Here is a 21,277-nt window from a genome sequence, read left to right on the forward strand (position 1 = left end):
GGGCCCGGCCCAGCGGCATACGGCTGATCCCCGCGTGCGACTTCCGGATGACCCGCCCGGATGTTCATCCCGCAGGAGGATGGGGCGCGAACCCGCACGCCAACTAGGGTGAACGCCATGAAACCGGCCGCTCTCCTGGCACTCGCCCGACGCTCGTCCCTGCCGGTCGACGGGCTGCTGGCGGCTGCGATCTTCGTGCTCACGCTCGGGCCGGGACAGGTGACGTCCCGCGCGGAGCTGGTCGCGCTGCAGGTCGCTCTGGTGGCGCCCCTGGTGTGGCGGCGGCGGGCGCCGGTGACGGTGTTCTTCGCGATCGCGGCGGCGGCGGCCGTTCAGTGGGTGGCCGGTGTGCAGCTTCCCGCCGACGTGTCGTTGCTGGTCGCGCTCTACACCGTCGCCGCGCGCGGCACCTGGCGGTGGACGGTGGCGGCCGGGGTGACGCTGGAGGCGGGAGCTCTGCTGGCCGCGGCCCGGTGGGCGCCGCCCGGCCAGTTCCCGTTCACGGCCGCGGCTCTGACGGCGCTGGTCGCCGCCGCCCTCACCACGGGGTTGTGGGCGCGGGAACGGCGGGCGTACGTGCTGTCGCTGGAGCATGACCGGGAGCGGCGCGCCCGGCTCGCCGTCGCCGAAGAGCGCGCCCGCATGACCCGCGACCTGCACGACATCGTCACGCACAACCTGTCGGTCATGGTCGCGCTGGCCGACAGCGCGGCGTACGTGCGCAAGCGCGCACCCGAGCGCGCGGCCGCCGCCGTCGAGCAGATCGCCGGCACCGGGCGGCAGGCCCTGGCGGACATGCGCCGCGCCCTCGGCGAGGTGGCCGAGCCGCTGCATCCCGCGCCCGGGATCGCCCAGCTCGACGCCCTCGCCGGCAGAATGCGGGCGGCCGGGCTGCCGACCCGCCTGGAGATGACCGGCGACCCCGCCGCGATCCCGGCCGCCGCCCAGCTCACCGTCTACCGGCTGGCCCAGGAGGCGCTGACGAACGTCCTCAGGCACGCCCCGGGCGCGACGGCCGAGGTCACGCTCGCCACGACGCCGGGGTACGCCACCGTCGAGATCACCAACGACGCGCCCACGGGCCGGGCACCGGTGGCGGCCGGTCACCGGCGGGGGCTGGCCGGGATGCGGGAACGGGTGGCGGACTACGGCGGGACCTTCGAGGCAGGCCCGGTGCCCGGCGGGGGATGGCGGGTGGCGGCCCGGCTCGACCTGGCCGCCGGCCTGGCGGGCAGGGGCGCGGCATGACGATCCGGCTGCTGCTGGTCGACGACGAGTCGTTGCTGCGCATGGCGTTCCGCATGGTGTTCGAGGCCGAGCCGGACATGGAGGTGGCGGGCGAGGCGGGCGACGGCGAGGAGGCCGCGCGGCTGGCCAGGCGGCTGCGCCCCGACGTCGTGCTGATGGACGTGCGCATGCCCGGCGTCGACGGGATCGAGGCCACCCGCAGGATCGCCAGGGACACCCCGGGGGCGCGCGTGCTCATCCTGACCACGTTCGACCTGGACGAGTACGCCTTCGCCGGGCTGAAGGCCGGGGCCGCGGGCTTCCTGCCGAAGAACACGCGCCCCGAGGACCTGCTGACCGCGATCCGCAACGTCGCGGCGGGCGAGGCCGCGGTGTCGCCGCGGATCACGCGCCGCCTGCTGGAGAGGTTCGCGCCGCAGCTCGTGCCGGGCGCTCCCGAGCAGGACGAACGGCTGGCCGGGCTCACCTCCCGCGAGCGCGAGGTCCTGGTCCAGGTGGCGCGTGGGCTGTCCAACGCCGAGGTCGCCACCGCCCTGTGCCTGGCGGAGGCCACCGTGAAGACGCACCTCAGCCGGGTCCTGGTGAAGCTGGGGCTGCGCGACCGTACCCAGGTCGTGGTGTTCGCCTACGAGAGCGGCCTCATCCGCCCGGCGAGGCCGTGACACGCTCGCCGTATTCCCTATAAAGTAAATAGGGAATACATGAATCTTCCAAGTGAAGGTGAAGCCCCATGTGCAGCCTGGGACCGGGCCCTACTGTCATGTCCATGTCGATCGATATCCAGGAAATGCTTCCCGACCCCGGCCGATCGGTGGTGGCGATCGGCCCCCCGGTGTCCGGCGAGGGGTACTGGGCGGGCGCGCCGAGCGCGGTGGCCGTTGATGGGCTGGTCTACCTCGCCTACCGGCTGCGCCGTCCCGTGGGTGAGGGGAGGGGCTACGCGATCGTGGTCGCCCGCTCCGCCGACGGCGAGCGCTTCGAGCCGCTGGTGACGATCACGCGCGAGCGGATGGCCGCCGAGTCGCTGGAACGGCCCGCCCTGGTCCGCACCCCCGAGGGACGCTGGCGGCTCTACCTGAGCTGCGCGACCCCCGGCACCAAGCACTGGCGGGTGGAGGTGCTCGAAGCCGCCGACCCGTCCGGGTTCGACCCGGCCGGGCGGCGTACCGTCCTGCCGGGCGACCCGAAGACGGGCGTGAAGGACCCGGTCATCGTACGGCGGCGCGGCCGATGGCACCTGTGGGCCTCCTGCCATCCGCTGACCGACCCCGACGAGGCCGACCAGATGGTCACCGACTACGCCACCAGCGCCGACGGCCTCGACTGGACCTGGCACGGAACGGCGCTGAGCGGCCGCCCCGGCCTCTGGGACGCCCGCGGGGTGCGCGTCAGCGCCGTCCGCTTCGACGGCGATCGGGTCGTGGCCTTCTACGACGGCCGGGCCAGCGCGGCGGAGAACTACGAGGAGCGGACCGGGGTCGCGCGGGGCGAGGAGCCCGCCTCGATGACACCGGTCGGCACGGAACCCGCGGCCGCCTCGCCGTACCACGGGGGCGGCCTGCGCTACCTGGACATCCTCGACCTGCCCGGGGGCGGCACCCGGCTGTACTACGAGTACACGAGGCCGGACGGCGCCCACGAACTCCGCACGGAACTCCGCTGATCCGAGCCCTGCCTGACCGGCCGCCCTGCCTGACCGGCCCCCGCTTGACCGGCCGCCGCCTGATCGGCCAGGCCGGGCCGATCAGGCGGGGCGGCCGTTCCTGGCCTGGCGCTGGCCCGGCGGGCGGGGGCCGACCAGGCCGCCCGAGCGTTCCTTGGGGCCGAGCCAGTCGCTGAAGTCCTCGCCGGTGACCCGCTGCAGGAGCAGGATATCGGCGGCGAAGTAGGTGATCAGCTCCCGCCGCTGCTCCCACGTCAGCGGCCGCCGGGCCAGTCCGTCGCGCTGGAGCCGGGTCTCGACGCGGTCGGCCAGCCCGCCGCGCAGCCGCCGCCGGAACGCCGACAGCAACGAGGGACGCTGGTCGGGATGGGCGGTGACGTTCTCCCTGGGCACCTCGGTGAGCAGGCCCCGGGCGACGCCGAGGAAGGCGCAGATCCGGTCGAGGGTTTCGGCCGGGCGGTCGAGCAGGTCACGGTAGCGGAAGGTCAGCACCTGTTCGCGCGGGAACAGGGTGAACAGGTGGGCGAGCTGCTCGCCGTACCTGCCGAGACCGGTGTAGTGCCAGAAGTGCGCCCAGCCCGCCGCGATCCGCCGCGGCTCGTCGGCGCACGCGCGTACGACGTCGTCGAGCGGTTCCAGCCCGGCCGACCACAGGTGGACCCAGTTGGAATGGGCCCGCTCGACCGGATCGCGCAGGATCGCGATGAGCCGGGCGTGCGGGACGGCCGCGTGGATGCGCCGCTGCGCGGCCAGGTCATAGAGATAGAACGGCGTCGCCTCCCCGCGCAGCGCGCCCGGCGGCGCCCCGGAGAACAACGCCTCGTAGTCCTGGCGCCGCCACACGTGCTCGCGGTAGGTCGCGGCGTCGCCGGGACCGCCCTGCGCGGGCGGCGGACCGCCGGTGAGGAAGTGTTTGGGCTCCTTGACCCCGGACAGGAAGAGGTCCGGGTGGCGCTGGAGGGCGGCGTGCAGGGCGGTCGTCCCGGTCTTGGGGGCGCCGATGACGAGGAAGTCCGGCAGGGGCATGGTCGCTCCTTAGGCTGTACCCCCTTTTTCCTACCAAATGTGTGGGATATTGCAAGCCTTCCGTGGAAGGCCGCGCGGGATCGCCGATCAGGCGAAGGCGTCGACGCCGGTGAGTCCGGCCGACAGCGCCCAGAGGCGGGCCGCCTGGTCCGGGTCGCACGCGTGCTCGCGCACGCCCTCGGTCAGCAGGCCGTCGGCCGGGGCGGGCGGGGCGACGTCGCAGTCCTCGCAGTACAGGCCGCCCATCCCGGCCAGAGCGGGGGAGGTGGCCGCCCACACCTGGGTCGCCGCGCCCTGCTCAAGCGTCTTGAACGCGGAGAGGTCGATGGCGCCCTCCTCGTCCATCCAGCCGTTGGCGATCATCTCCTCCCTGGGGATGTGGCGGGCCAGCGAGGTGGCGACGACGCCGGGGTGCACCGAGAAGGCGCGCACGCCCGCGTCCCCGCCGAGCGCGTCCAGGTGCACGGCGAACAGCGCGTTGGCGGTCTTGGCCTGGCCGTAGGCCTGCCACTTGTCGTAGCCGCCGGTGAAGTGCACGTCGGGCCAGCGGATGCCGGAGAGCTGGTGGCCGTTGGAGGACAGGGACACCACCCGGGCCGCGCCGTCCGCGATCGCCGGCCAGAGCAGGTTGACCAGCGCGTAGTGGCCGAGGTGGTTGGTGGCGAACTGGGCCTCCCACCCGGGACCGACGCGCGTCAGCGGGCAGGCCATCACCCCGGCGTTGTTGACCATCAGGTTGACGGCGCGGCCCGAGGCCAGGAACCGCTCGGCGAAGCCGCGCACACTGTCCAGGTCGGCGAGGTCCAGCTCCCCGACCTCCACGCCGTCGATGCCCTTGAGCGCCTCCTCGGCCGCCTCGGGCCGGCGCGCGAGGGCGACGACGTGCGCCCCCGCCTCCGCGAGGGCCCGGGTCGTCTCCAGGCCGAGGCCGGAGGCGCCGCCGGTGACGATCGCGAGCCGCCCGCCGAGGTCGATGCCGCGCAGGACATCGCCGGTGGTGCTCGTGGCGCCGAAACCTGAGCCGATCTTGCGTTGCCGTGTCGTCATGCTCCGACGCTAGGACCTGGAGCTCACTCCAGGTCAAACGTCAGTGCCAGGACCTGGAGTGAGCTCCAGGTCAAACGTCAGTTCAGCCGCTGCGCCTTGCTGAGCAGCCGCTGCGCGACCACGACCAGCGCCAGGAACGCCCCGCTGACCACCTGCTGGAAGGAGGAGGTGAGGTTGCCGACCTGGTTGATCAGGCTCTGGATCACGCCGAGCAGCAGCACCCCGGCCACCGTCCCGGTGACGCCCCCGGCCCCGCCGGTCAGCAGCGTCCCGCCGATGACCACCGCGGCGATGGCGTCGAGTTCCATGCCGATGCCGAGGATGGTCACGCCGGACGACAGCCGGGCGGCGTTGAGCGCCCCGGCCAGGCCCGCCAGCAGCCCCGACATCAGATACACCAGGACCTTCGTCCGGGCGACCGGCACCCCCATGAGCGCCGCCGCCTGCTCGTTGCCGCCGATGGCGTAGACGTTCTGCCCGAACCCGGTGCGCTGCAGCAGCACCATCGCCGCCAGCACGAGCACGATCGTGACGTAGACCGGATACGTGAGCCCGAGCAGCTCACCCTGGCCGAGCGCGGCGAACGCCGGATCGGAGACCAGGTAGGTGGTGGCGCCCTCGTCGGAGATGGCCAGCATGAGCCCGCGTACGCCGAGCAGGCCGGCCAGCGTGACGATGAAGGGCGCGAGGCCGGTTCTGGCGATGATCAGGCCCTGGACCAGGCCGACCAGGCCGCAGACGGCCAGCGGCAGGAGCAGCGCGGCGGCGAAGCCGTACCGTGATCCGGCGGCGGCGAGCACCCCGCCGAGCACGAACAGCGAGCCGACGGACAGGTCGATGCCGCCGCCGATGATCACGAAGGTCATGCCGATCGCGACGACGGCCAGGAACGAGGAGGAGACCACGACGCTGGCGGCGTTGCCCACGGTGGCGAAGGAGTCGAAGGCCAGCGTGCCGACGACGATCAGCACCCCGAGCACCATCAGCGCACCGTGCTGCTGGAGCACCCGGCCTATCTCTTCCCTGCGGGTGACGGTCGTCATCGCCTGGCACGCTCCCTCGTCACATACACGGCGGCGAGGATGATGACCGCCTGGACCATCTGCGTCCACGACTGGGGCAGGTTGTGCTTGATGAGCGTGGCCGACAGCAACTGCATGAGCAGGGCGCCCATCACGGTGCTGGCGACCCTGATCCGCCCGCCCGACAGCGGCGTGCCGCCCACGACGACCGCGGTGATCGCCGACAGTTCGATGAACATCCCGAGCGAGGTGGGGTCGCTGGCCTGCAGCCGGGCGGTCGCCAGCACCCCGGCCAGCGCCGCGAGCAGCCCGGAGATCACGTAGACGAGCACGAGGACGCGTTTCACCGGCAGCCCGGACAGCTCCGACGCGGCCCGGTTGCCGCCGATCGCGACCACCTGCCGGCCGAACGTGGTCCTGCGCACCAGGAAGGCGACCACGAGCGTCAGCACGCCGGCGATGATCACGATGAGCGGGACGCCGAACAGCGAACTGCTGCCGAGGGCGATGAGGTCGGGGTTGCGGAACTCGACCAGCTGCGGCACGAGCACGTTGGCCAGCCCGCGGACGCCGACGAGCAGGGCCAGCGTCGCCACGATCGGCTGGATGCCCACGTAGGCGACGAGCGTGCCACCCGCCGCGCCCGCGACGGCGCCGCCGATCAGCGCGACCACGAGGGCGACGGCCGCGCCGTACCCCAGATAGAGGGCGGTCAGCGCGGCGGCCATCGCCATCACCGAACCCACGGACAGGTCGATGCCCTTCGTGCCGATCACCAGCGCCATGCCCAGCGAGATGATCACGATGGGGGAGACCTGGACGAGCTGGGTGCGGAAGTTGGCCGCGTCGAGGAAGTACGGCGTGAACAGCACGTTGAACACCAGCAGCGCGAGCACCGCGGCGTAGACGCCGTAGTCGCGGATCCACCTAGTCATCGGCGCGCTCCGCGATGGCCGCCATGATCTTCGCCTCGGTCACGTTCTCGCCGGACAGCTCGCCGACCACCGCGCCGTCGCGCAGGACGAGGATCCGGTCGGCGCCCTCGACCAGTTCCTCCAGGTCCGAGGAGATGAGCAGCACGCCCAGGCCCTCCCGGGCGAGCTCGTCGATGAGGGCCTGCACCTCCGCCTTGGCGCCGACGTCGATGCCGCGGGTGGGCTCGTCGAGGAGCAGGACCTTCGGCCGCACCGCCAGCCACCGGGCCAGCAGCACCTTCTGCTGGTTGCCGCCCGACAGCTCCGACACGACCTGGTGTGGTGAGGACGCCTTGATCCGCAGCCGCCGCATGAAGATCTCCACCACCCGGTCGATCCGGGAGTCGGACACGACGCCCGCGCGGGCCAGCGAGGGCAGGGCGGCCAGCGCGATGTTGTCGCGTACCGACAGGCCGGGGATGATGCCCTCGGCCTTGCGGTCCTCGGGCAACATGCTCACGCCGGCGCTGATCGCCGCCTTGGTGCCGCCGCGGGGCAGCGGCGCCCCCGCCACGAGCACCTGCCCGCCGTCCAAGGGCAGCGCGCCGGCGATGGCCTTCGCGGTTTCCGTACGGCCCGCGCCCAGCAGCCCGCCGAGCCCGACCACCTCGCCGGGCCGGACGGAAACGGTGACGCCGGACAGCACGTGCCGCCGGGTCAGCCCGCGGGCCTCGACGACGGGCGTGCCGTTCACGGCGCCCTGGTCACGGTTGAAACGGGTCAGGCCGTCGCTCCTCACCTCGGCCAGGTCGCGGCCGAGCATGAGGGAGATGAGCTTGAGCCGGTCCAGGTCCGCCAGCGGCCCGGTGTGCGCCACGCGGCCGTCGCGCAGCACGGTCACGTTGTCGCAGACCCGGTAGAGCTCGTCGAGGCGGTGGCTGACGTAGATGACCGCGATGCCGGACTCGCGCAGCCGGCCGATGACGCCGAACAGCGTCTCGACCTCGCGCGGCTCCAGCGACGAGGTGGGCTCGTCCATGATGACCACCTTGGCGTCCACGGAGACCGCCCTGGCCAGGGCGACCATCTGCTGGGCGCCGACGCCGAGGCTGCGCAGCGGGCGCCTGACGTCGGTGTCGAGGCCGAAGCCGCGCAGCACGGCGCGGGCGTGGCCGTACAGCCTGGCGGTGTCGATCACCCCCAGCCGGCCGCGGGGCTCGCGGCCGAGCAGGAGGTTGCGCGCGACGCTCATCATCGGGACGAGGTTGACCTCCTGGTAGATGGTGGAGATCCCGGCCCGCTGCGCCTCCAGGGGGGTGGCGAAGCCGGCCGGTGCTCCGTTGTAGCGCAGTTCGCCGCCGTCGGGCCGGTAGACGCCGGTGAACACCTTGATGAGGGTGGACTTGCCGGCGCCGTTCTCGCCCACGAGGGCGTGCACCTCGCCGGCCCCGAGGGCGAGATGCACGTCGTCGAGCGCCACCACGCCGGGAAAGCGTTTGGTGATCCCCCGAGCTTCCAACATGGGTTCAGTACGCTTCACCGAGCGAGTCCTTGGCGTTGGCCTGGTCGTATTCGCGGTCGGAGATGATCACTTTCTCGGCGATGCCCTCGCCGCCGAGGAACTTCGCGGCGGTTTCGAAGGCGAGCGGGCCGAAGCGGGGGTTCGACTCGATCACCGAGTGCAGCCAGCCGTCGACGATGGCCTGGACCGCGCTCCTGGTCCCGTCGATGGAGACGATCTTGATGTCGCCCGGCTGCTTGCCCGCGCCCTTCAGCGCGGTCACGGCGCCGAGCGCCATCTCGTCGTTCTCCGCGTAGATGCCGTTGATGTCGGGGTTGGACTGGATGAGCTGCTCGGTGACCTGCTGGCCCTTCTCCCGCGCGAACTCGCCGGTCTGCTCGAAGCTGATCGTGATGCCGGGGGCCTTCTCCTTGACCCGGTCCTTGAAGCCGTTGGTGCGTTCGGTGGTGACGTTGTTGCCGGGCGCGCCGAGCAGGATCGCCACCTTGCCCTTGCCGCCGACCGCCTCGATCATCTTGTCGGCGGCCCGCTTGCCCTGCTCGTAGAAGTCCGAGCCGATGAAGGTCAGGTAGTCGGTGCAGGCCTTGGCGTTGATCTTCCGGTCGACCGTGATGATCGGGACCTTCTTGGCCGCCGCCTGCTGCAGCACCGGCTCCCAGCCGTCGGAGTTCAGGGGCGCGATCACCAGGAGCTTGGCGCCCTGCGCGATGAGCTGCTCCACGTCGGTGATCTGCTTGGAGAACTGCGACTGGGCGTTGGTCACCTTCAGGTTGGTGATGCCGACCTTGGCCGCCTCGTCCTTGATCGACTTGGTCTCGGCGATGCGGAACGGGTTGGCCTCCTTCTCCGACTGGGAGAAGCCGACCGTGGCGCTCTTCAGGTCGAAGGCGGTGCCGCCGAAGCGCTCCAGCGTGCAGGCCGGTCCTTCGGCGGTGCCGGTGGGCGTCTTGACGACCTGCTGACCGGCCGTGGAGGACGGCGCGGCCGCCGTCTGCGGCGCCTCGCCCTTGGCGCAGCCGGCCACGGTCACGAGGACGGCCATCGCCAGGATCGCGGTGCGGGACATGGTGGTTCCTTTCCTAGCAGGCGGGCGAGATCTCGTCGACGAGCGCCCGGTTGGCGGCCCGGACCCTGGCGAGGTCGGGCTTGATGACCGCCCGGTCGTAGGTCATGAGGCCGTTGAGCTCCACCTCCACGTCCGTGGTCTGGGTGTAGATCGCGGCGCTGAGGCCCTCGCAGGCGTGCAGCCGCCGCAGCGTCTGGTCCATCTCGACGTAGCGGGTGGTGAGGGTCTCGGCGTCGGGTTCGACGCGGTAGCCCCAGCCGCCGCCGGACCAGGTGTGGCCGATGACGAGCAGGCCGAGCCCGCCGTACTCGCCGAGGACCGAGGCCCTGGTCGCGCTCGGCGGCGAGACCGGCGCGGGGCCCGGGTACATGTGCCAGTCGATGACGTCGCCGTTGCCGCCGTCCTGGGCGCCGCAGCAGTTGACGCCGCTCTGGTTGTCGACCAGGCGCGAGGGGTCCCAGCTCTTGACCAGGTCGGCGACCCTGGCCACCTCGTACTGGCCCCAGCTCTCGTTGAACGGCACCCACATGACGATCGAGGGGCTGGAGCGGTGCTGGTCGACGATGCGCCGGAACTCGGTCTCGAACTGGGCCTGGTTGGTGTTGCCCGAGGTCGAGGGCATGTCCTGCCAGACCAGCAGGCCGAGCTTGTCGGCGTGGTGGTACCAGCGGTCGGACTCGACCTTGACGTGCTTGCGCACCGCGTTGAACCCGGCCTGCTTGGTGACCTCCAGGTCGTAGCGCAGGGCCGCGTCGGTGGGGGCGGTGTACAGGCCGTCGGGCCAGAAGCCCTGGTCGAGCGGGCCGAGCTGGAAGACGGGCTTGCCGTTCAGGAGCATCCGGGTCTTGCCGGCGACCTGGCCGATCGAGATCTCCCGCATGCCGAAGTAGGACCGCACGCTGTCGTCGCCGGTCGTGACGGTCAGGTCGTACAGGAAGGGGGTGTCGGGGGTCCACGCCTTGGGCTTGGGGACCGGCAGGCTCAGCTCGGTGCCCGAGCGCCCGCTCACGCGGCCGACGACCTTCGAGCCGTCCCGCGCCACCAGGCCGACCCGCGTGCCGGTGAGGCCGGCGTTGACGGTCACCTTCAGCCTCTGGCCCTTGAGGTCGGGCACGGAGTCGACCGACAGGATCCGGTTGCGCGGCGCGGGCTCCATCCAGACGGTCTGCCAGATGCCCGAGCTGGGCGTGTACCAGATGCTGCCGGGGGTGAGGCGTTGCTTGCCGGTGGGGTGGTTGCCCTTGTCGGTGGGGTCGTAGACGCCGACGATCAGTTCCTGGGGGCCCCGGCGCTTGAGCGCGTCGGTCACGTCGACGGTGAAGCGGTCGTAGCCGCCGCGGTGGGTGGCCAGGCGGGTGCCGTTGACGTAGACGGTGGACTCCCAGTCCACGGCGTCGAGGTGGAGGATGACCCGCTCGCCGCGCCAGCCGTTCGGGACCTCGAAGGTCCTGCGGTACCACATGCGGTCCTCGGACCTGCCGATGCCGGACAACGCCGACTCGACGGGGAAGGGCACGGTGATCCGCTCGGCCAGGTTCTTGCCGACCGGCGGCTGCTCGCCCGCTTCGGCGGCGGCGAACTGCCACGGGCCGTTGAGGTTGCGCCAGCGCTCGCGGACGAGCTGCGGTCGCGGGTACTCCGGCAGCGGGCCGGCCGGGTTCATGTCCTTGGCGAACTTGCTGGCCAGCTGGTACTCGGAGCGGTTGGCCAGCGCGGCGCGGGGGAAGGCGGGCAGCGCGGTGCCGTCGGCGAACTCGACGCCGCCGGTGCCGTCGTAGGCGGCCCGCACGCCGTTGCCGGCCTTGAGCGGGATCTTGGCGCCCAGCTTGAACGTCAGCGTGGCGCCGGAGGAGGAGACGGAGGTGATCGGCCAGGCCGACCCACCTGTGGTGATCTTGAATCCGGTGGCGGCCGTGGTGGGCTTGAGCGCCTTGGCGAAGGTCAGGGTGGCGGTGTCGCCCGCCGTGCCGACCTCGGCCTGGACGGGCCCCGGCGGGTCGAAGCCCTCGGGCAGGAAGAGCGCCTGCTCGGGTACGACGGTCTTGGCCAGGTCCGGGCTCTGCCAGCGCAGCCGCAGGTTGGCGCCGCCGAAGTGCTCGAAGTACTCGATCTTGATGTCGTACGTGCGCCCGGCTTCCAGGGCGATCGGGGTGCCGACCTGCTCGACGTCCCAGATGTCGCGCCAGTTGTCGATGATCAGCTTGTTGTCGACCCAGAGGCGGAAGCCGTTGTCGCCGATCATGGAGAAGGTGTAGGTGTTCGCCGCGGGCGCCGCTATGCGCCCGGTCCACCGTACGGTGACGTTCTCGTCGCGGCCGGTCAGTTCGGCGAGGGCGGGGTTGAGGTCGGAGAAGTCGATGTTCGGATCCACGACGGCGGCCTTGAGCTCGCCGAAGTCGAACGTGCCCGGCCCGGTGCTCAGGTGGTAGTCGCCCTTGAGGCCATGCCGCTCCGCCTGCGTCGCCGCCGCGGGGGAGAGCGGCCACATCACGCTGAGCAGGACGGCCAGTGCTAAGGAGAGGCGTGTGATCACGGAGCTGCCTTCCGATCGAAAACGAGCGCCATCTCGACCAAAGAAAGCACCATTCCGACACCGGGGTCAAGCAAACTCGATCAGATTCGTTCTGAAATGGTCAGAGATGGGCAGTCCATCTCTGGTCGACTATGCTCGGGCCACGTGAGCGACACGCAGAGGGAGAGCGGCAGGCCCGTGTTCGCAGCCGAGCGCCGCCAGAGGATCCTGGAGCTGGTCCGGGCCAACGGCGCGGTCTCCCTTCGCGAGCTCGCCCAGGCGGTGCGTTCCTCGGAGGTGACCGTCCGCCGCGACCTGCGCGCGCTCGAGTCCGAGGGCCTGCTCAACCGCCACCACGGCGGCGCCACCCTGCCCGGCGACTTCACCCGCGAGCCCAGCCATACGCAGAAGAGCGCCGTGTCGGCCGCCCAGAAGACGGTCATCGCCGACCTCGCCGTCTCGCTCGTGGAGGACGGCGACGCCATCGTCATCGGCCCCGGCACCACCACCCAGGAGTTCGCCCGCCGGCTGGCCAGGCACAGCGACCTCACGGTGGTCACCAACTCCCTGCTCGTCGCCCAGGCGCTGGCCGGCTGCCCGCGCATCGAGGTGGTGGTCACCGGCGGCTCATTGCGCGGCCCGATCCTCGCCCTGGTCGGCACCGCCGCCGAGGGCTCGCTGGCGGGCCTGCGGGTGCGCCGCGCGTTCGTCTCCGGCAACGGGCTGACCGCCGAGCGCGGCCTGTCCACGCCCAGCCTCCAGGTCGCCGCGGTCGATCGCGCGCTGGCCGCGGCGGCCGAGGAGGTCGTGGTCCTGGCCGACCACACCAAGATCGGCCACGACACGATGGTCCAGACGATCCCGGCCGAGCGCATCGCCCATCTGGTCACCGACGACGACGCCCCCCGCGACGTGCTCGACGAACTGGCCGCGAAGGGAGTGCGGCTGCACGTTGCCCAGCTCTGACCGAATGTGACATCTTCGTTGCGAGATTGTTTCTTGTTGTGGCCACCATCGGGGTGGAGGCAACCGTGCTTCAGCTTGCAGGCGTACTCAAGACCTTCGACGGCGTCCCGGCGCTCGACCACGTCACGCTGGCCGTGCGGCCCGGATCCGTCCATGCGGTCATCGGCGGCAACGGGGCGGGCAAGTCCACCCTGGTCAAGGTGATCTCCGGTGTGTACCAGCCCGACGCGGGCCAGGTCCTTCTCAACGGCGTGCCGGTCAGGTTCGCCGGCCCCGCGCAGGCCAGGCAGGCCGGCATCGCCACGGTCCACCAGGAGAGCGGCCTCGTCCCGACGATGAGCATCGCCCGCAACCTCTTCCTGGGCGCCGAGCCGCGCGGCCGGCTGGGGCTGATCGACTTCGCGGCCATGCACGCCCGCGCGGAAGAGCTCCTGTCCCAGTACGGCCTGCGCGCCGGCACCCGCCGCCCCCTCGACTCCCTCACCCCCGGCGCCCAGCAGCTCGTCGCCCTGGCCAGGGCCGCCTGCTCGGACGCCAAGCTGGTCATCATGGACGAGCCCGCGACCGTCCTGGAGCACGCCGAGCTCAGGACCCTGCTGGCCGCCGTGACCCGGCTGCGCGAGGAGGGCCGGGCGGTGATCTACGTGACCCACCGCCTGGAGGAGCTCTACGAGATCTGCGACCGCGTCACGGTCCTGCGCGAGGGCCGCGTCGTCCACACCGGGCCGCTGGCCGGCCTCGGCCGGGTCCGCCTCGTCTCGCTCATGATGGGCCGCCCCTTCCACCCGCGCGAGGCCTCCCCCTTGGACAGCTGGCCCGTGGACGAGGTCGCCGACCGGCCCGTGCTGGAGGCCAAGGGGCTGACCCGGGCGAACATGCTGGCCGGAGTGTCGCTGGCCGTACGTCCCGGGGAGGTCGTCGGACTCGGCGGGCTGCTCGGCGCCGGGCGCAGCGAGACCGCCAGGGCGATCGCCGGAGCCCTGCCCGTCGAGTCCGGCCAGGTCACCGTGTCGGGGACGGCCAGCAGGAGGTGGTCGGTCCGCAGCGCCGTCAGGGCCGGGGTCGGCCTGGTGCCGGAGAACCGCACCACCGAGGGCATCGTGCCCAACCTGTCCGTACGCGACAACATCGCCCTGGCCGCGCTGCCGCGCCTGTCCCACGCCGGCATCGTGGCCGACACCCGGATCGACAGGATCGTCACCACGTTCATGAAGCGGCTGGACATCAAGGCCGCCTCGCCCCGCCAGCTCGCCGGGGAGCTGTCCGGCGGCAACCAGCAGAAGGTGCTGCTGGCCCGGTGGCTGGCCATGCAGCCCAAGGTCCTGCTGCTGGACGAGCCCAGCAGGGGAGTGGACCAGGCCAGCAAGCGGCAGATCCAGACCCTTCTGGACGAGCTCGCCGTCGACGGCCTGGCCATCCTGCTGATCTCCTCGGACGTGGGCGAGCTCGTGGACAACTGCGACTCGGTGGTGGTGCTGCGCGACGGCGCCATCACCCACCAGCTCAGCGGGCCGGAGGTGACCGAGGACCGGCTGCTCGCCGCCCTCGCCGACGGCTAGAACCCGGACGATCTCTTGAACGGCTCTTGTGCACGATGATCAACGTGTCCGGGCATCGCTCTGATCATGTCGATCTCCGTCATCCTCGCCCATGTCCTCGCGGCCGCCCTGAGCGGACCGTCCCCGGTGGCCGCCCACGACGACCCCGTCCCCATGATCGTGACCCAGTGCAGCGACGCCCTTCCCTGGCCAGGCGACACCCGGGGCTCGGTGGTACGCCGCGTCGCCTTCAACGGCCGCTCGGTCGAACTGCACGCCAAGCGCTTCAACGGCAAGCAGTACGGCTGGGCCCGCCTGACCGGCTCCACCCGCGCCGGCGACGAGGTGTACATGATGGTGCACAAGGGCGACCAGAGCTGCTACACCCGCCTGCAGCGCATCGGCATCGACGGCTACGACGCCTGGTCGCAGATGTGGCCGGCCAGCAGCCAGGGATCGCAGCGGTTCCAGGCGTGCGGCTGGTTCCCGCACGACGGGCCGGAGGGCACCAGCCGATGCACCGGCCACTGGTGAGATATGGTGTGAAACGCAGCTGATCTGAAGCTAGGAGACCAGACGTGGCAGGTGACGACGACATCTCCGGGTGATACCGGAGATCGACGGCCCCGGCAGGCGCGTATGACCGCCGCCGATGTGGCCCTGTCGTCGTTTCCCGAATCCCTGTCCCTTCGCCGGGCGGCTTCGGCACGCCCGGATCGTCTCCGTACGAGGTCTGCACATGTCCGACGCGTTCATCGTCTGTTCCAACCTGTCCTTCTCCTGGCCCGACGACACGCCCGTCTTCGGTGACCTGTCCTTCAGCGTGGGCGGCGGCCGTACCGGGCTCGTCGCCCCGAACGGCGCGGGCAAGAGCACGCTGCTCAAGCTGATCGCCGGCGAGTACACGCCCGGCGGCGGCGGCGTGTCGGTCAAGGGCGTCCTCGGCTACCTCCCGCAGAGCCTGCCGCTGGCCGGCGACCTGACCGTGGCCGAGGTCCTGGGCGTCGCGCCGGTGATCGCCGCGCTGGACGCCATCGAGTCAGGGGACGCGAGCGAGGAGCACTTCACCACGATCGGCAACGACTGGGACATCGAGGAGCGCACCCGCGCCCAGCTCGACCGGCTCGGGCTCGGTGAGCTCGCGTTCGGGCGGACGCTGGCCACGCTGAGCGGCGGCCAGATCGTCTCGCTCGGCCTGGCCGCGCAGCTCCTGCGGCGGCCCGACGTCCTGCTGCTCGACGAGCCGACGAACAACCTCGACCGCGGCGCCCGCGACCGGCTCCACGACGTGCTCGGCGACTGGAAGGGCTGCCTGCTCGTCGTCAGCCACGACCGCGCCCTGCTCGACCGCATGGACCGCATCGCCGAGCTGGACCGCGGCGAGGTCCGCTTCTACGGCGGCGGCTTCACGGCCTACGAGGAGGCGGTGCGCACCGGGCAGGAGGCGGCCGAGCGGGCCGTGCGCGGCGCCGAGCAGGAGCTCAAGCGGGAGAAACGGGAGATGCAACAGGCCCGCGAGCGGGCCGAGCGCAGGGCGGGCAACGCCGCCCGCAACCTCAAGAGCGCCGGCCTGCCGCGCATCTTCGCCGGGAACATGAAGCGCGGCGCGCAGGAGTCGGCCGGACGCGCCGGCCAGATGCACGCCTCCCGGGTCGGCGACGCCCAGGCCCGGCTCGACGAGGCGGGACGCGCCCTGCGCGACGACCAGAAGATCGTGCTGCACCTGCCGGGGACGAGCGTGCCCGCCGGCCGTACCGTCTTCCTGGGCGAACGGCTGCGCGCCCGCGAGCTGTTCGCCGAGCCCGGCGTGGACCTGACGGTCCGCGGGCCCGAGCGGATCGCGCTGACCGGCCCGAACGGCGCAGGCAAGTCGACGCTGCTGCGCATGATCAGCGGCGACCTGGAGCCGGGCGGCGGCCTCGCCAGGCGCGCCGAGGGCCGGGTGGCCTACCTGTCGCAGCGCCTGGATCTGCTCGACGAGGAGCGCACGGTCGCGGAGAACCTGGCCGCCTTCGCCCCGGACATGCCGGCGGCCGAGCGCATGAACCTGCTGGCCCGCTTCCTGTTCCGCGGCTCGCGGGCCCATCTGCCCGTCGGCGTGCTCTCGGGCGGCGAACGGCTGCGCGCCACGCTGGCCTGCGTGCTGTGCGCGGAACCGGCGCCCCAGCTGCTCCTGCTGGACGAACCGACCAACAACCTCGACCTGGTCAGCGTGGGGCAGCTGGAGAGCGCGCTGGCGGCGTACGAGGGGGCGTTCGTGGTGGTCAGCCACGACGAACGGTTCCTCGCGGAGATCAAGGTGGAACGGCGGCTGGAGCTGTCGGGCGGGCGGCTGCTCGAAACCGGCTGATCTACATTGTAAAGGGCGCGTGCTGGATACCATGACATATGGCCACAGAAACCCCAGCCGCGACGCGGCAGCGCCGCGAGCAGCTCCGCGCCTTCCTGCGCTCGCGCCGGGCGCGGCTCACGCCCGGCGACGTCGGCATGGCGGGCGAGGGCGCCGGCCGGCGGCGCACTCCGGGGCTGCGCCGCGAGGAGGTCGCCGTGCTGGCCGGGGTCGGTGTGTCCTGGTACACCTGGCTTGAGCAGGGGCGCGACATCAACGTCTCGGGCGAGGTGCTCGACGCGATCGGCAGGGCGCTGCGCCTGAGCGAGCCGGAACGCGCGCACCTCTACCTGCTGGCCGGGCTCAACCCGCCGCGGGCCGGCGCGACCCGCGACACCGCGGTCACGCCGGAGCTGCGGCACCTGCTCGACGCGTGGATGCCGCGCCCGGCCATGCTGCGCGACCGGTACTGGAACCTGCTGCTCGTCAACGACGCGGCGCGGGAGCTGTTCGGGTACGCCGACGCCGACCGCAACTGCCTGGTGACGTTCTTCACCAGCCCCCGCTACCGCGCGATGCAGGTCGAGTGGGAGTCGGCGGCCCCGTCCGTGGTGGCCGCCTACCGGGCCTGCGTCGCCCACGATCCCGGCGACCCGGGGTTCGCCCGCGTGGTGGACGAGCTGAGCGTCGTGAGCGAGGAGTTCGCCGAGCTGTGGGCCCGCCACGACGTCAGCGACCAGGTCCAGACGGTCAAGGCGGTGCGCCATCCCGAGGCCGGCGAGCTGTTCTTCGACACGACGCCCCTGGCCGTCGTCGACCATCCCGACTGGTACCTGGAGCTGTTCAACCCCCGCCCCGGCACCGGCACGGCCGAGCGCCTGGCCCGGCTCCCGCTGCTCAGGCTGGCCGCCCCGGCGTGAGGGTGGTGGTGACGGACCCCGGATAGCGGGACACTGTTCACCTCGCGCGCCGGTCGGCACGCTGAGTTCCATGACGCACACCATTTCCCGTTTTCAGGACAAGATCGCACTCATCACCGGCGGCACGAGCGGCATGGGACTGGCCGCCGCGCGGAGGTTGCTCGCCGAGGGCGCGCGGGTGGTCATCACCGGCCGCGACAAGGTACGGCTGGACGCCGCCGTGGAGGAACTGGGTGGCGGGGACCGCGTGCTCGCGGTACGCGGCGACGCGGCGAGCCTGGCCGACCTGGACGCGCTGATGGATCGGATCCGGGACCGGTTCGGCAGGCTGGACGTGGTCTTCGCCAACGCGGGCGTGGCCTCGTTCGATCCGGCCGCCGAGGTCACCGAGGCCGAGTTCGACCGGGTCGTGGACATCAACTACAAGGGCGTGTTCTTCACCCTGCAGAAGGCGCTGCCGTTGCTGGCCGACCACGGGGCGATCGTGATCAACGCGTCGTGGACGCTGCACCGCGGCCTGCCCGGCGGTTCCCTGTACTCCTCGACGAAGGCGGCGGTGCACAACCTGGCGCACACGCTGGCGGCCGAGCTCGGGCCCAGGCGGATCCGGGTCAACTCCGTGAGCCCCGGCTACATCGAGACGCCGATGTTCCACGACAACGTCTCGGCCGAGGCCCAGGGCACGGTGGTGGCCGAGGTGGTGGCGGGCCGGTTCGGCACCGCCGACGACGTGGCGGGCGCGGTGGCGTTCCTGGCCTCCGGCGAGGCGTCCTACGTCAACGGCCAGGATCTGATCATCGACGGCGGGCTGGTCGCGGCCATCCCGGGGGAGATGCTGTAGCCGATCAGACCAGGGGGCTAGGAGCAGGCTCCCAGGTCGCGGGCCGCGTAACCCTGCCCAGGCAGGACGAGAATCGCGGCCCGCGCCGGGATCCTTGAATCGTGATCGACATACTCCGGTCCGAATGGACCAAGATTCGTTCGGTGCGTTCGACGATGTGGACGCTGGGCGTCACGGGCGCGCTGATGCTGGGTTTCTCCGCACTCATCAACCTCACGGCCGAGAACATGGCGGAGGGGCGGCCGGTCCCGGGGGAGCAGGTGCTCTCGGCGAGCCTGACCGGCGTGATGTTCGCCTCGCTGGCCATGGCCACGCTGGGTGTCCTGGTGATCTCCGGCGAGTACCGCACCGGGAGCATCCGCACCTCCCTCATGGCGGTGCCCCAGCGGCTCATGCTGCTGACCGGCAAGCTCGTGGCGTTCTCGGCGGTCGCGCTGGTCGTCTGCACGGTGGCGGCGGCCGGGGCGATCGCCGTCGGCGTGGTGATCGCTCAGCCGCCGGGACTGACGGCGGGTGAGATCGTGCGGGCGGCGCTCGGGGCCGGTCTCTACCTGACCGCCTGCGGGCTGTTCGGGCTGGGTCTCGGCTCGCTGATCCGGCACACGCCCGGCGCGATCGTGTCGGCGATCGCGCTGATCATGGTGCTGCCCACGCTGACGGTCCAGTTGCCGGGGGAGTGGGGCAGGACCGTGTCCGAGTACTTCACCACGAACGCCGGTCTGCTGGTCGTCAGCGGCCAGAGCAACGGGTCGCTGGGGCCGTGGAGCGGGTTCGCGGTCTACCTCGTCTGGGTGGCGGTCGCGGTGGTCGCGGGCGCCGTCCTGATGAAGCGCCGTGACGCCTGATGCAGCGCCGCGACGCCTGACGACGCGGGCGCCGCGTGCGCGCCCGCGCCGAACCTCCGCGCGGGTCGGGGGCCCGCGCGGGGTCAGGGGACGCAGACGGTGATGCCGCCGGGCAGGATGTCCGCCTTGAGCTTGGTCGCGCGGTCGCGGGCGCCGCCGTCCAGCTCATAGGTCCGCGGTACGGCCAGCCGTATCGTGACCTTCCTGGCCCGGGTGATGCGGACGAACGGCGACTCGTCGGAGCGCCCCGTGGCCATCTGCCCGAGCAGCCGTCCCCACTCCAGCCTGCTCTTGGCCGTGGCGACGCCCACCTCCAGCCAGCCGTCGTCGGGCCGGGCGTCGTCGAAGGCCTCGATGCCGCCGGTGATCGTGCCCACGTTGCCCAGGAGCACGCATCCGGCCTCGCCGGAGAACCACTTGACGCCGTCGATCGTGACGCGGGTGGGGGTGGTGGTGTCGCCGGCGTGCCGCAGGCCGGTCCAGACGTAGGCGAGGCGGCCCAGCCGTCGTTTCAGCCCGCCGTCGACGTCGGCGGCCATGTCGGCGTCGAAGCCGACGCCGGCCATGATGGCGAAGTGCTCGCCGTTGATCCGTCCCAGGTCGAGGGGTTTGCGGCGGCCTTCGAAGCCGATCCGGACGGCTTCTTCGAGGTCTTCGGGGATGTCGAGGTTGCGGGCGAGGAGGTTGGCGGTGCCGGCGGGCACGACGGCCAGGACGGCGCCGGTTCCGGCGAGGGCGTCGACGCAGCGTTGCACGGTGCCGTCGCCGCCCCAGACGAAGATCAGCTCGGCTCCCGCTTTCAGGGCTTTGCGCGCCTGTTTGGGCGCCTTCTTGCTTTTGGGCACCTCGTACCAGAGCAGTCCGCCGATGTCCCGGTCGGTGATCCGGCGGCGGAGCTCGTCCAGGCCTCCGCCGAGGGTCTTCTTGCGGTGGGCGATGACCGCGACCTTTCGCATGATGGTCGGCTGCCCGGTGGCGGGCCGGTGAATCCTCGCGTCGCGAGGCGGATGGTCCTTGACACCTGTCGTAGGACAAATGCAAGAAACAGCAGATAACAATTTCCGGAGCCAGGCTTCTATCGTTTCCCGCAAGTAAGTCCGCAGCTCGTGGGGCTCCTGGCCCGTTATGAGGGACGAATGCGGCGAACAATCTTCCAGGGTTGATCAACCTCCGGACTTCGGTTTGAGTAAAGGAAAGCCGATCCGGGGGGAGGCGCGGTGCCGCGGCCTGAGCGTCCGTTGGAGGGAGACGATCCGGAGGTCCTGCGCTTCGCCGCGGACCTGCGGCTGTTGCGCGCCAAGGCGGGCGACCTGACCTACCGGCAGATGGCCCGCCGCGCGCACTACGCCGCGGCCACGCTGTCGGAGGCGGCCTCGGGCCGGCGGCTGCCGACGCTCGCGGTCACGCTGGCCTACGTGCGCGCGTGCGGTGGCGAGCCGCAGGAGTGGGAGCGCCGCTGGCGGGAGTTGCGCGGCCGGGAGAACGACGAGCCGGAGCCGGTCATCGACGAGGCGGCGCCGTACCTGGGACTGGCGCCCTTCAGGGTCGCGGACGCGCAGCGTTTCTACGGCCGTGAGGCGCTCGTGGAGGAGCTGCTGGAGCGGATCGGCGAGCAGCGGTTCGTGGCGCTGCTGGGCGCGTCGGGGTCGGGCAAGTCGTCGGTGCTGCGTGCCGGGCTGCAGGCGCGCGTGCAGGCCGGGGCGCGGCCGTGGCCGGTGGTCGTGCTGACGCCGGGCGCGCACCCGGCGCGCGACTGGGCGCCGCCGGGCGACGGCGAGACGCTGATCATCGTGGACCAGTTCGAGGAGGTCTTCACGG

The 21,277-nt window shown here is 71.8% G+C and carries 19 protein-coding genes; 11 read left to right on the forward strand and 8 right to left on the reverse strand.

The window, feature by feature from the left end; translation table 11 throughout:
- Window positions 1–117 precede the first annotated feature (117 nt).
- The 3 genes from ACFWY5_RS47735 to ACFWY5_RS47745 all read left to right on the forward strand — a co-directional run bounded on the left by ACFWY5_RS47735 (window position 118) and on the right by ACFWY5_RS47745 (window position 2,911).
- Window positions 118–1,248, forward strand: coding sequence for a sensor histidine kinase (locus tag ACFWY5_RS47735; protein ID WP_379638869.1), 1,131 nt, complete (start codon window positions 118–120; stop codon window positions 1,246–1,248).
- On the forward strand, window positions 1,245–1,910 hold the full coding sequence (locus tag ACFWY5_RS47740) for a response regulator (protein ID WP_379624808.1): 666 nt from the start codon (window positions 1,245–1,247) through the stop codon (window positions 1,908–1,910). The genes ACFWY5_RS47735 and ACFWY5_RS47740 overlap by 4 nt, the downstream gene beginning before the upstream one ends.
- Before the next feature lie 104 nt (window positions 1,911–2,014).
- Window positions 2,015–2,911, forward strand: coding sequence for a hypothetical protein (locus tag ACFWY5_RS47745; RefSeq protein ID WP_379638870.1), 897 nt, complete (start codon window positions 2,015–2,017; stop codon window positions 2,909–2,911).
- Window positions 2,912–2,992: 81 nt separating this feature from the next.
- On the opposite strand, the gene ACFWY5_RS47750 is transcribed toward ACFWY5_RS47745, so the two are convergent.
- The 7 genes from ACFWY5_RS47750 to ACFWY5_RS47780 all read right to left on the reverse strand — a co-directional run bounded on the left by ACFWY5_RS47750 (window position 2,993) and on the right by ACFWY5_RS47780 (window position 12,041).
- Window positions 2,993–3,937 carry a sulfotransferase family protein gene (locus ACFWY5_RS47750; protein ID WP_379624812.1) on the reverse strand — a complete coding sequence of 315 codons (945 nt, stop codon included), beginning with the start codon at window positions 3,935–3,937 and terminating at the stop codon, window positions 2,993–2,995.
- An 87-nt stretch (window positions 3,938–4,024) separates the two neighbouring features.
- The gene (locus tag ACFWY5_RS47755) at window positions 4,025–4,984 is read right to left on the reverse strand and encodes an SDR family NAD(P)-dependent oxidoreductase (protein ID WP_379638871.1); all 960 of its coding nucleotides are present in this window, start codon (window positions 4,982–4,984) and stop codon (window positions 4,025–4,027) included.
- 77 nt (window positions 4,985–5,061) lie between these two features.
- Window positions 5,062–6,027 carry an ABC transporter permease gene (locus tag ACFWY5_RS47760; RefSeq protein ID WP_379638872.1) on the reverse strand — a complete coding sequence of 322 codons (966 nt, stop codon included), beginning with the start codon at window positions 6,025–6,027 and terminating at the stop codon, window positions 5,062–5,064.
- Entirely contained in the window at window positions 6,024–6,941 is a 918-nt protein-coding gene (locus tag ACFWY5_RS47765; protein ID WP_379638873.1) for an ABC transporter permease, read from the reverse strand. Before ACFWY5_RS47765 ends, ACFWY5_RS47760 begins: the two co-directional genes overlap by 4 nt.
- Complete coding sequence (locus ACFWY5_RS47770; RefSeq protein ID WP_379638874.1) at window positions 6,934–8,442, reverse strand: sugar ABC transporter ATP-binding protein; 1,509 nt, start codon at window positions 8,440–8,442, stop codon at window positions 6,934–6,936. The genes ACFWY5_RS47765 and ACFWY5_RS47770 overlap by 8 nt, the downstream gene beginning before the upstream one ends.
- Before the next feature lie 4 nt (window positions 8,443–8,446).
- Complete coding sequence (locus ACFWY5_RS47775) at window positions 8,447–9,508, reverse strand: ABC transporter substrate-binding protein (protein ID WP_379624822.1); 1,062 nt, start codon at window positions 9,506–9,508, stop codon at window positions 8,447–8,449.
- A 13-nt stretch (window positions 9,509–9,521) separates the two neighbouring features.
- Window positions 9,522–12,041 (reverse strand): PA14 domain-containing protein, encoded by a 2,520-nt coding sequence (locus ACFWY5_RS47780; protein WP_379638875.1) that lies wholly within the window; start codon window positions 12,039–12,041, stop codon window positions 9,522–9,524.
- Between the two features lie 144 nt (window positions 12,042–12,185).
- Between ACFWY5_RS47780 and ACFWY5_RS47785 the strand changes: the two genes are divergently transcribed.
- The 7 genes from ACFWY5_RS47785 to ACFWY5_RS47815 all read left to right on the forward strand — a co-directional run bounded on the left by ACFWY5_RS47785 (window position 12,186) and on the right by ACFWY5_RS47815 (window position 19,459).
- Window positions 12,186–12,986, forward strand: coding sequence for a DeoR/GlpR family DNA-binding transcription regulator (locus tag ACFWY5_RS47785; protein WP_379624826.1), 801 nt, complete (start codon window positions 12,186–12,188; stop codon window positions 12,984–12,986).
- Window positions 12,987–13,051: 65 nt separating this feature from the next.
- The gene (locus tag ACFWY5_RS47790; protein ID WP_379638876.1) at window positions 13,052–14,545 is read left to right on the forward strand and encodes a sugar ABC transporter ATP-binding protein; all 1,494 of its coding nucleotides are present in this window, start codon (window positions 13,052–13,054) and stop codon (window positions 14,543–14,545) included.
- Between the two features lie 66 nt (window positions 14,546–14,611).
- Window positions 14,612–15,058 (forward strand): hypothetical protein, encoded by a 447-nt coding sequence (locus ACFWY5_RS47795; RefSeq protein WP_379624830.1) that lies wholly within the window; start codon window positions 14,612–14,614, stop codon window positions 15,056–15,058.
- Window positions 15,059–15,263: 205 nt separating this feature from the next.
- The gene (locus ACFWY5_RS47800; protein WP_379638877.1) at window positions 15,264–16,874 is read left to right on the forward strand and encodes an ABC-F family ATP-binding cassette domain-containing protein; all 1,611 of its coding nucleotides are present in this window, start codon (window positions 15,264–15,266) and stop codon (window positions 16,872–16,874) included.
- 38 nt (window positions 16,875–16,912) lie between these two features.
- Window positions 16,913–17,773, forward strand: a complete 861-nt coding sequence (locus tag ACFWY5_RS47805) for a helix-turn-helix transcriptional regulator (protein WP_379624834.1) — start codon at window positions 16,913–16,915, stop codon at window positions 17,771–17,773.
- 70 nt (window positions 17,774–17,843) lie between these two features.
- Entirely contained in the window at window positions 17,844–18,614 is a 771-nt protein-coding gene (locus tag ACFWY5_RS47810; RefSeq protein ID WP_379638878.1) for a glucose 1-dehydrogenase, read from the forward strand.
- 101 nt (window positions 18,615–18,715) lie between these two features.
- Window positions 18,716–19,459, forward strand: a complete 744-nt coding sequence (locus ACFWY5_RS47815) for an ABC transporter permease subunit (RefSeq protein WP_379638879.1) — start codon at window positions 18,716–18,718, stop codon at window positions 19,457–19,459.
- An 83-nt stretch (window positions 19,460–19,542) separates the two neighbouring features.
- On the opposite strand, the gene ACFWY5_RS47820 is transcribed toward ACFWY5_RS47815, so the two are convergent.
- Window positions 19,543–20,415 carry a diacylglycerol/lipid kinase family protein gene (locus ACFWY5_RS47820; RefSeq protein ID WP_379623751.1) on the reverse strand — a complete coding sequence of 291 codons (873 nt, stop codon included), beginning with the start codon at window positions 20,413–20,415 and terminating at the stop codon, window positions 19,543–19,545.
- Between the two features lie 261 nt (window positions 20,416–20,676).
- Here ACFWY5_RS47820 and ACFWY5_RS47825 point away from each other — a divergent pair.
- A partial coding sequence (locus ACFWY5_RS47825; RefSeq protein ID WP_379638880.1) for an XRE family transcriptional regulator occupies window positions 20,677–21,277 on the forward strand: 601 nt, incomplete at its 3' end.

The organism is Nonomuraea sp. NPDC059007, assembly GCF_042740555.1.
GTDB lineage: Bacteria > Actinomycetota > Actinomycetes > Streptosporangiales > Streptosporangiaceae > Nonomuraea.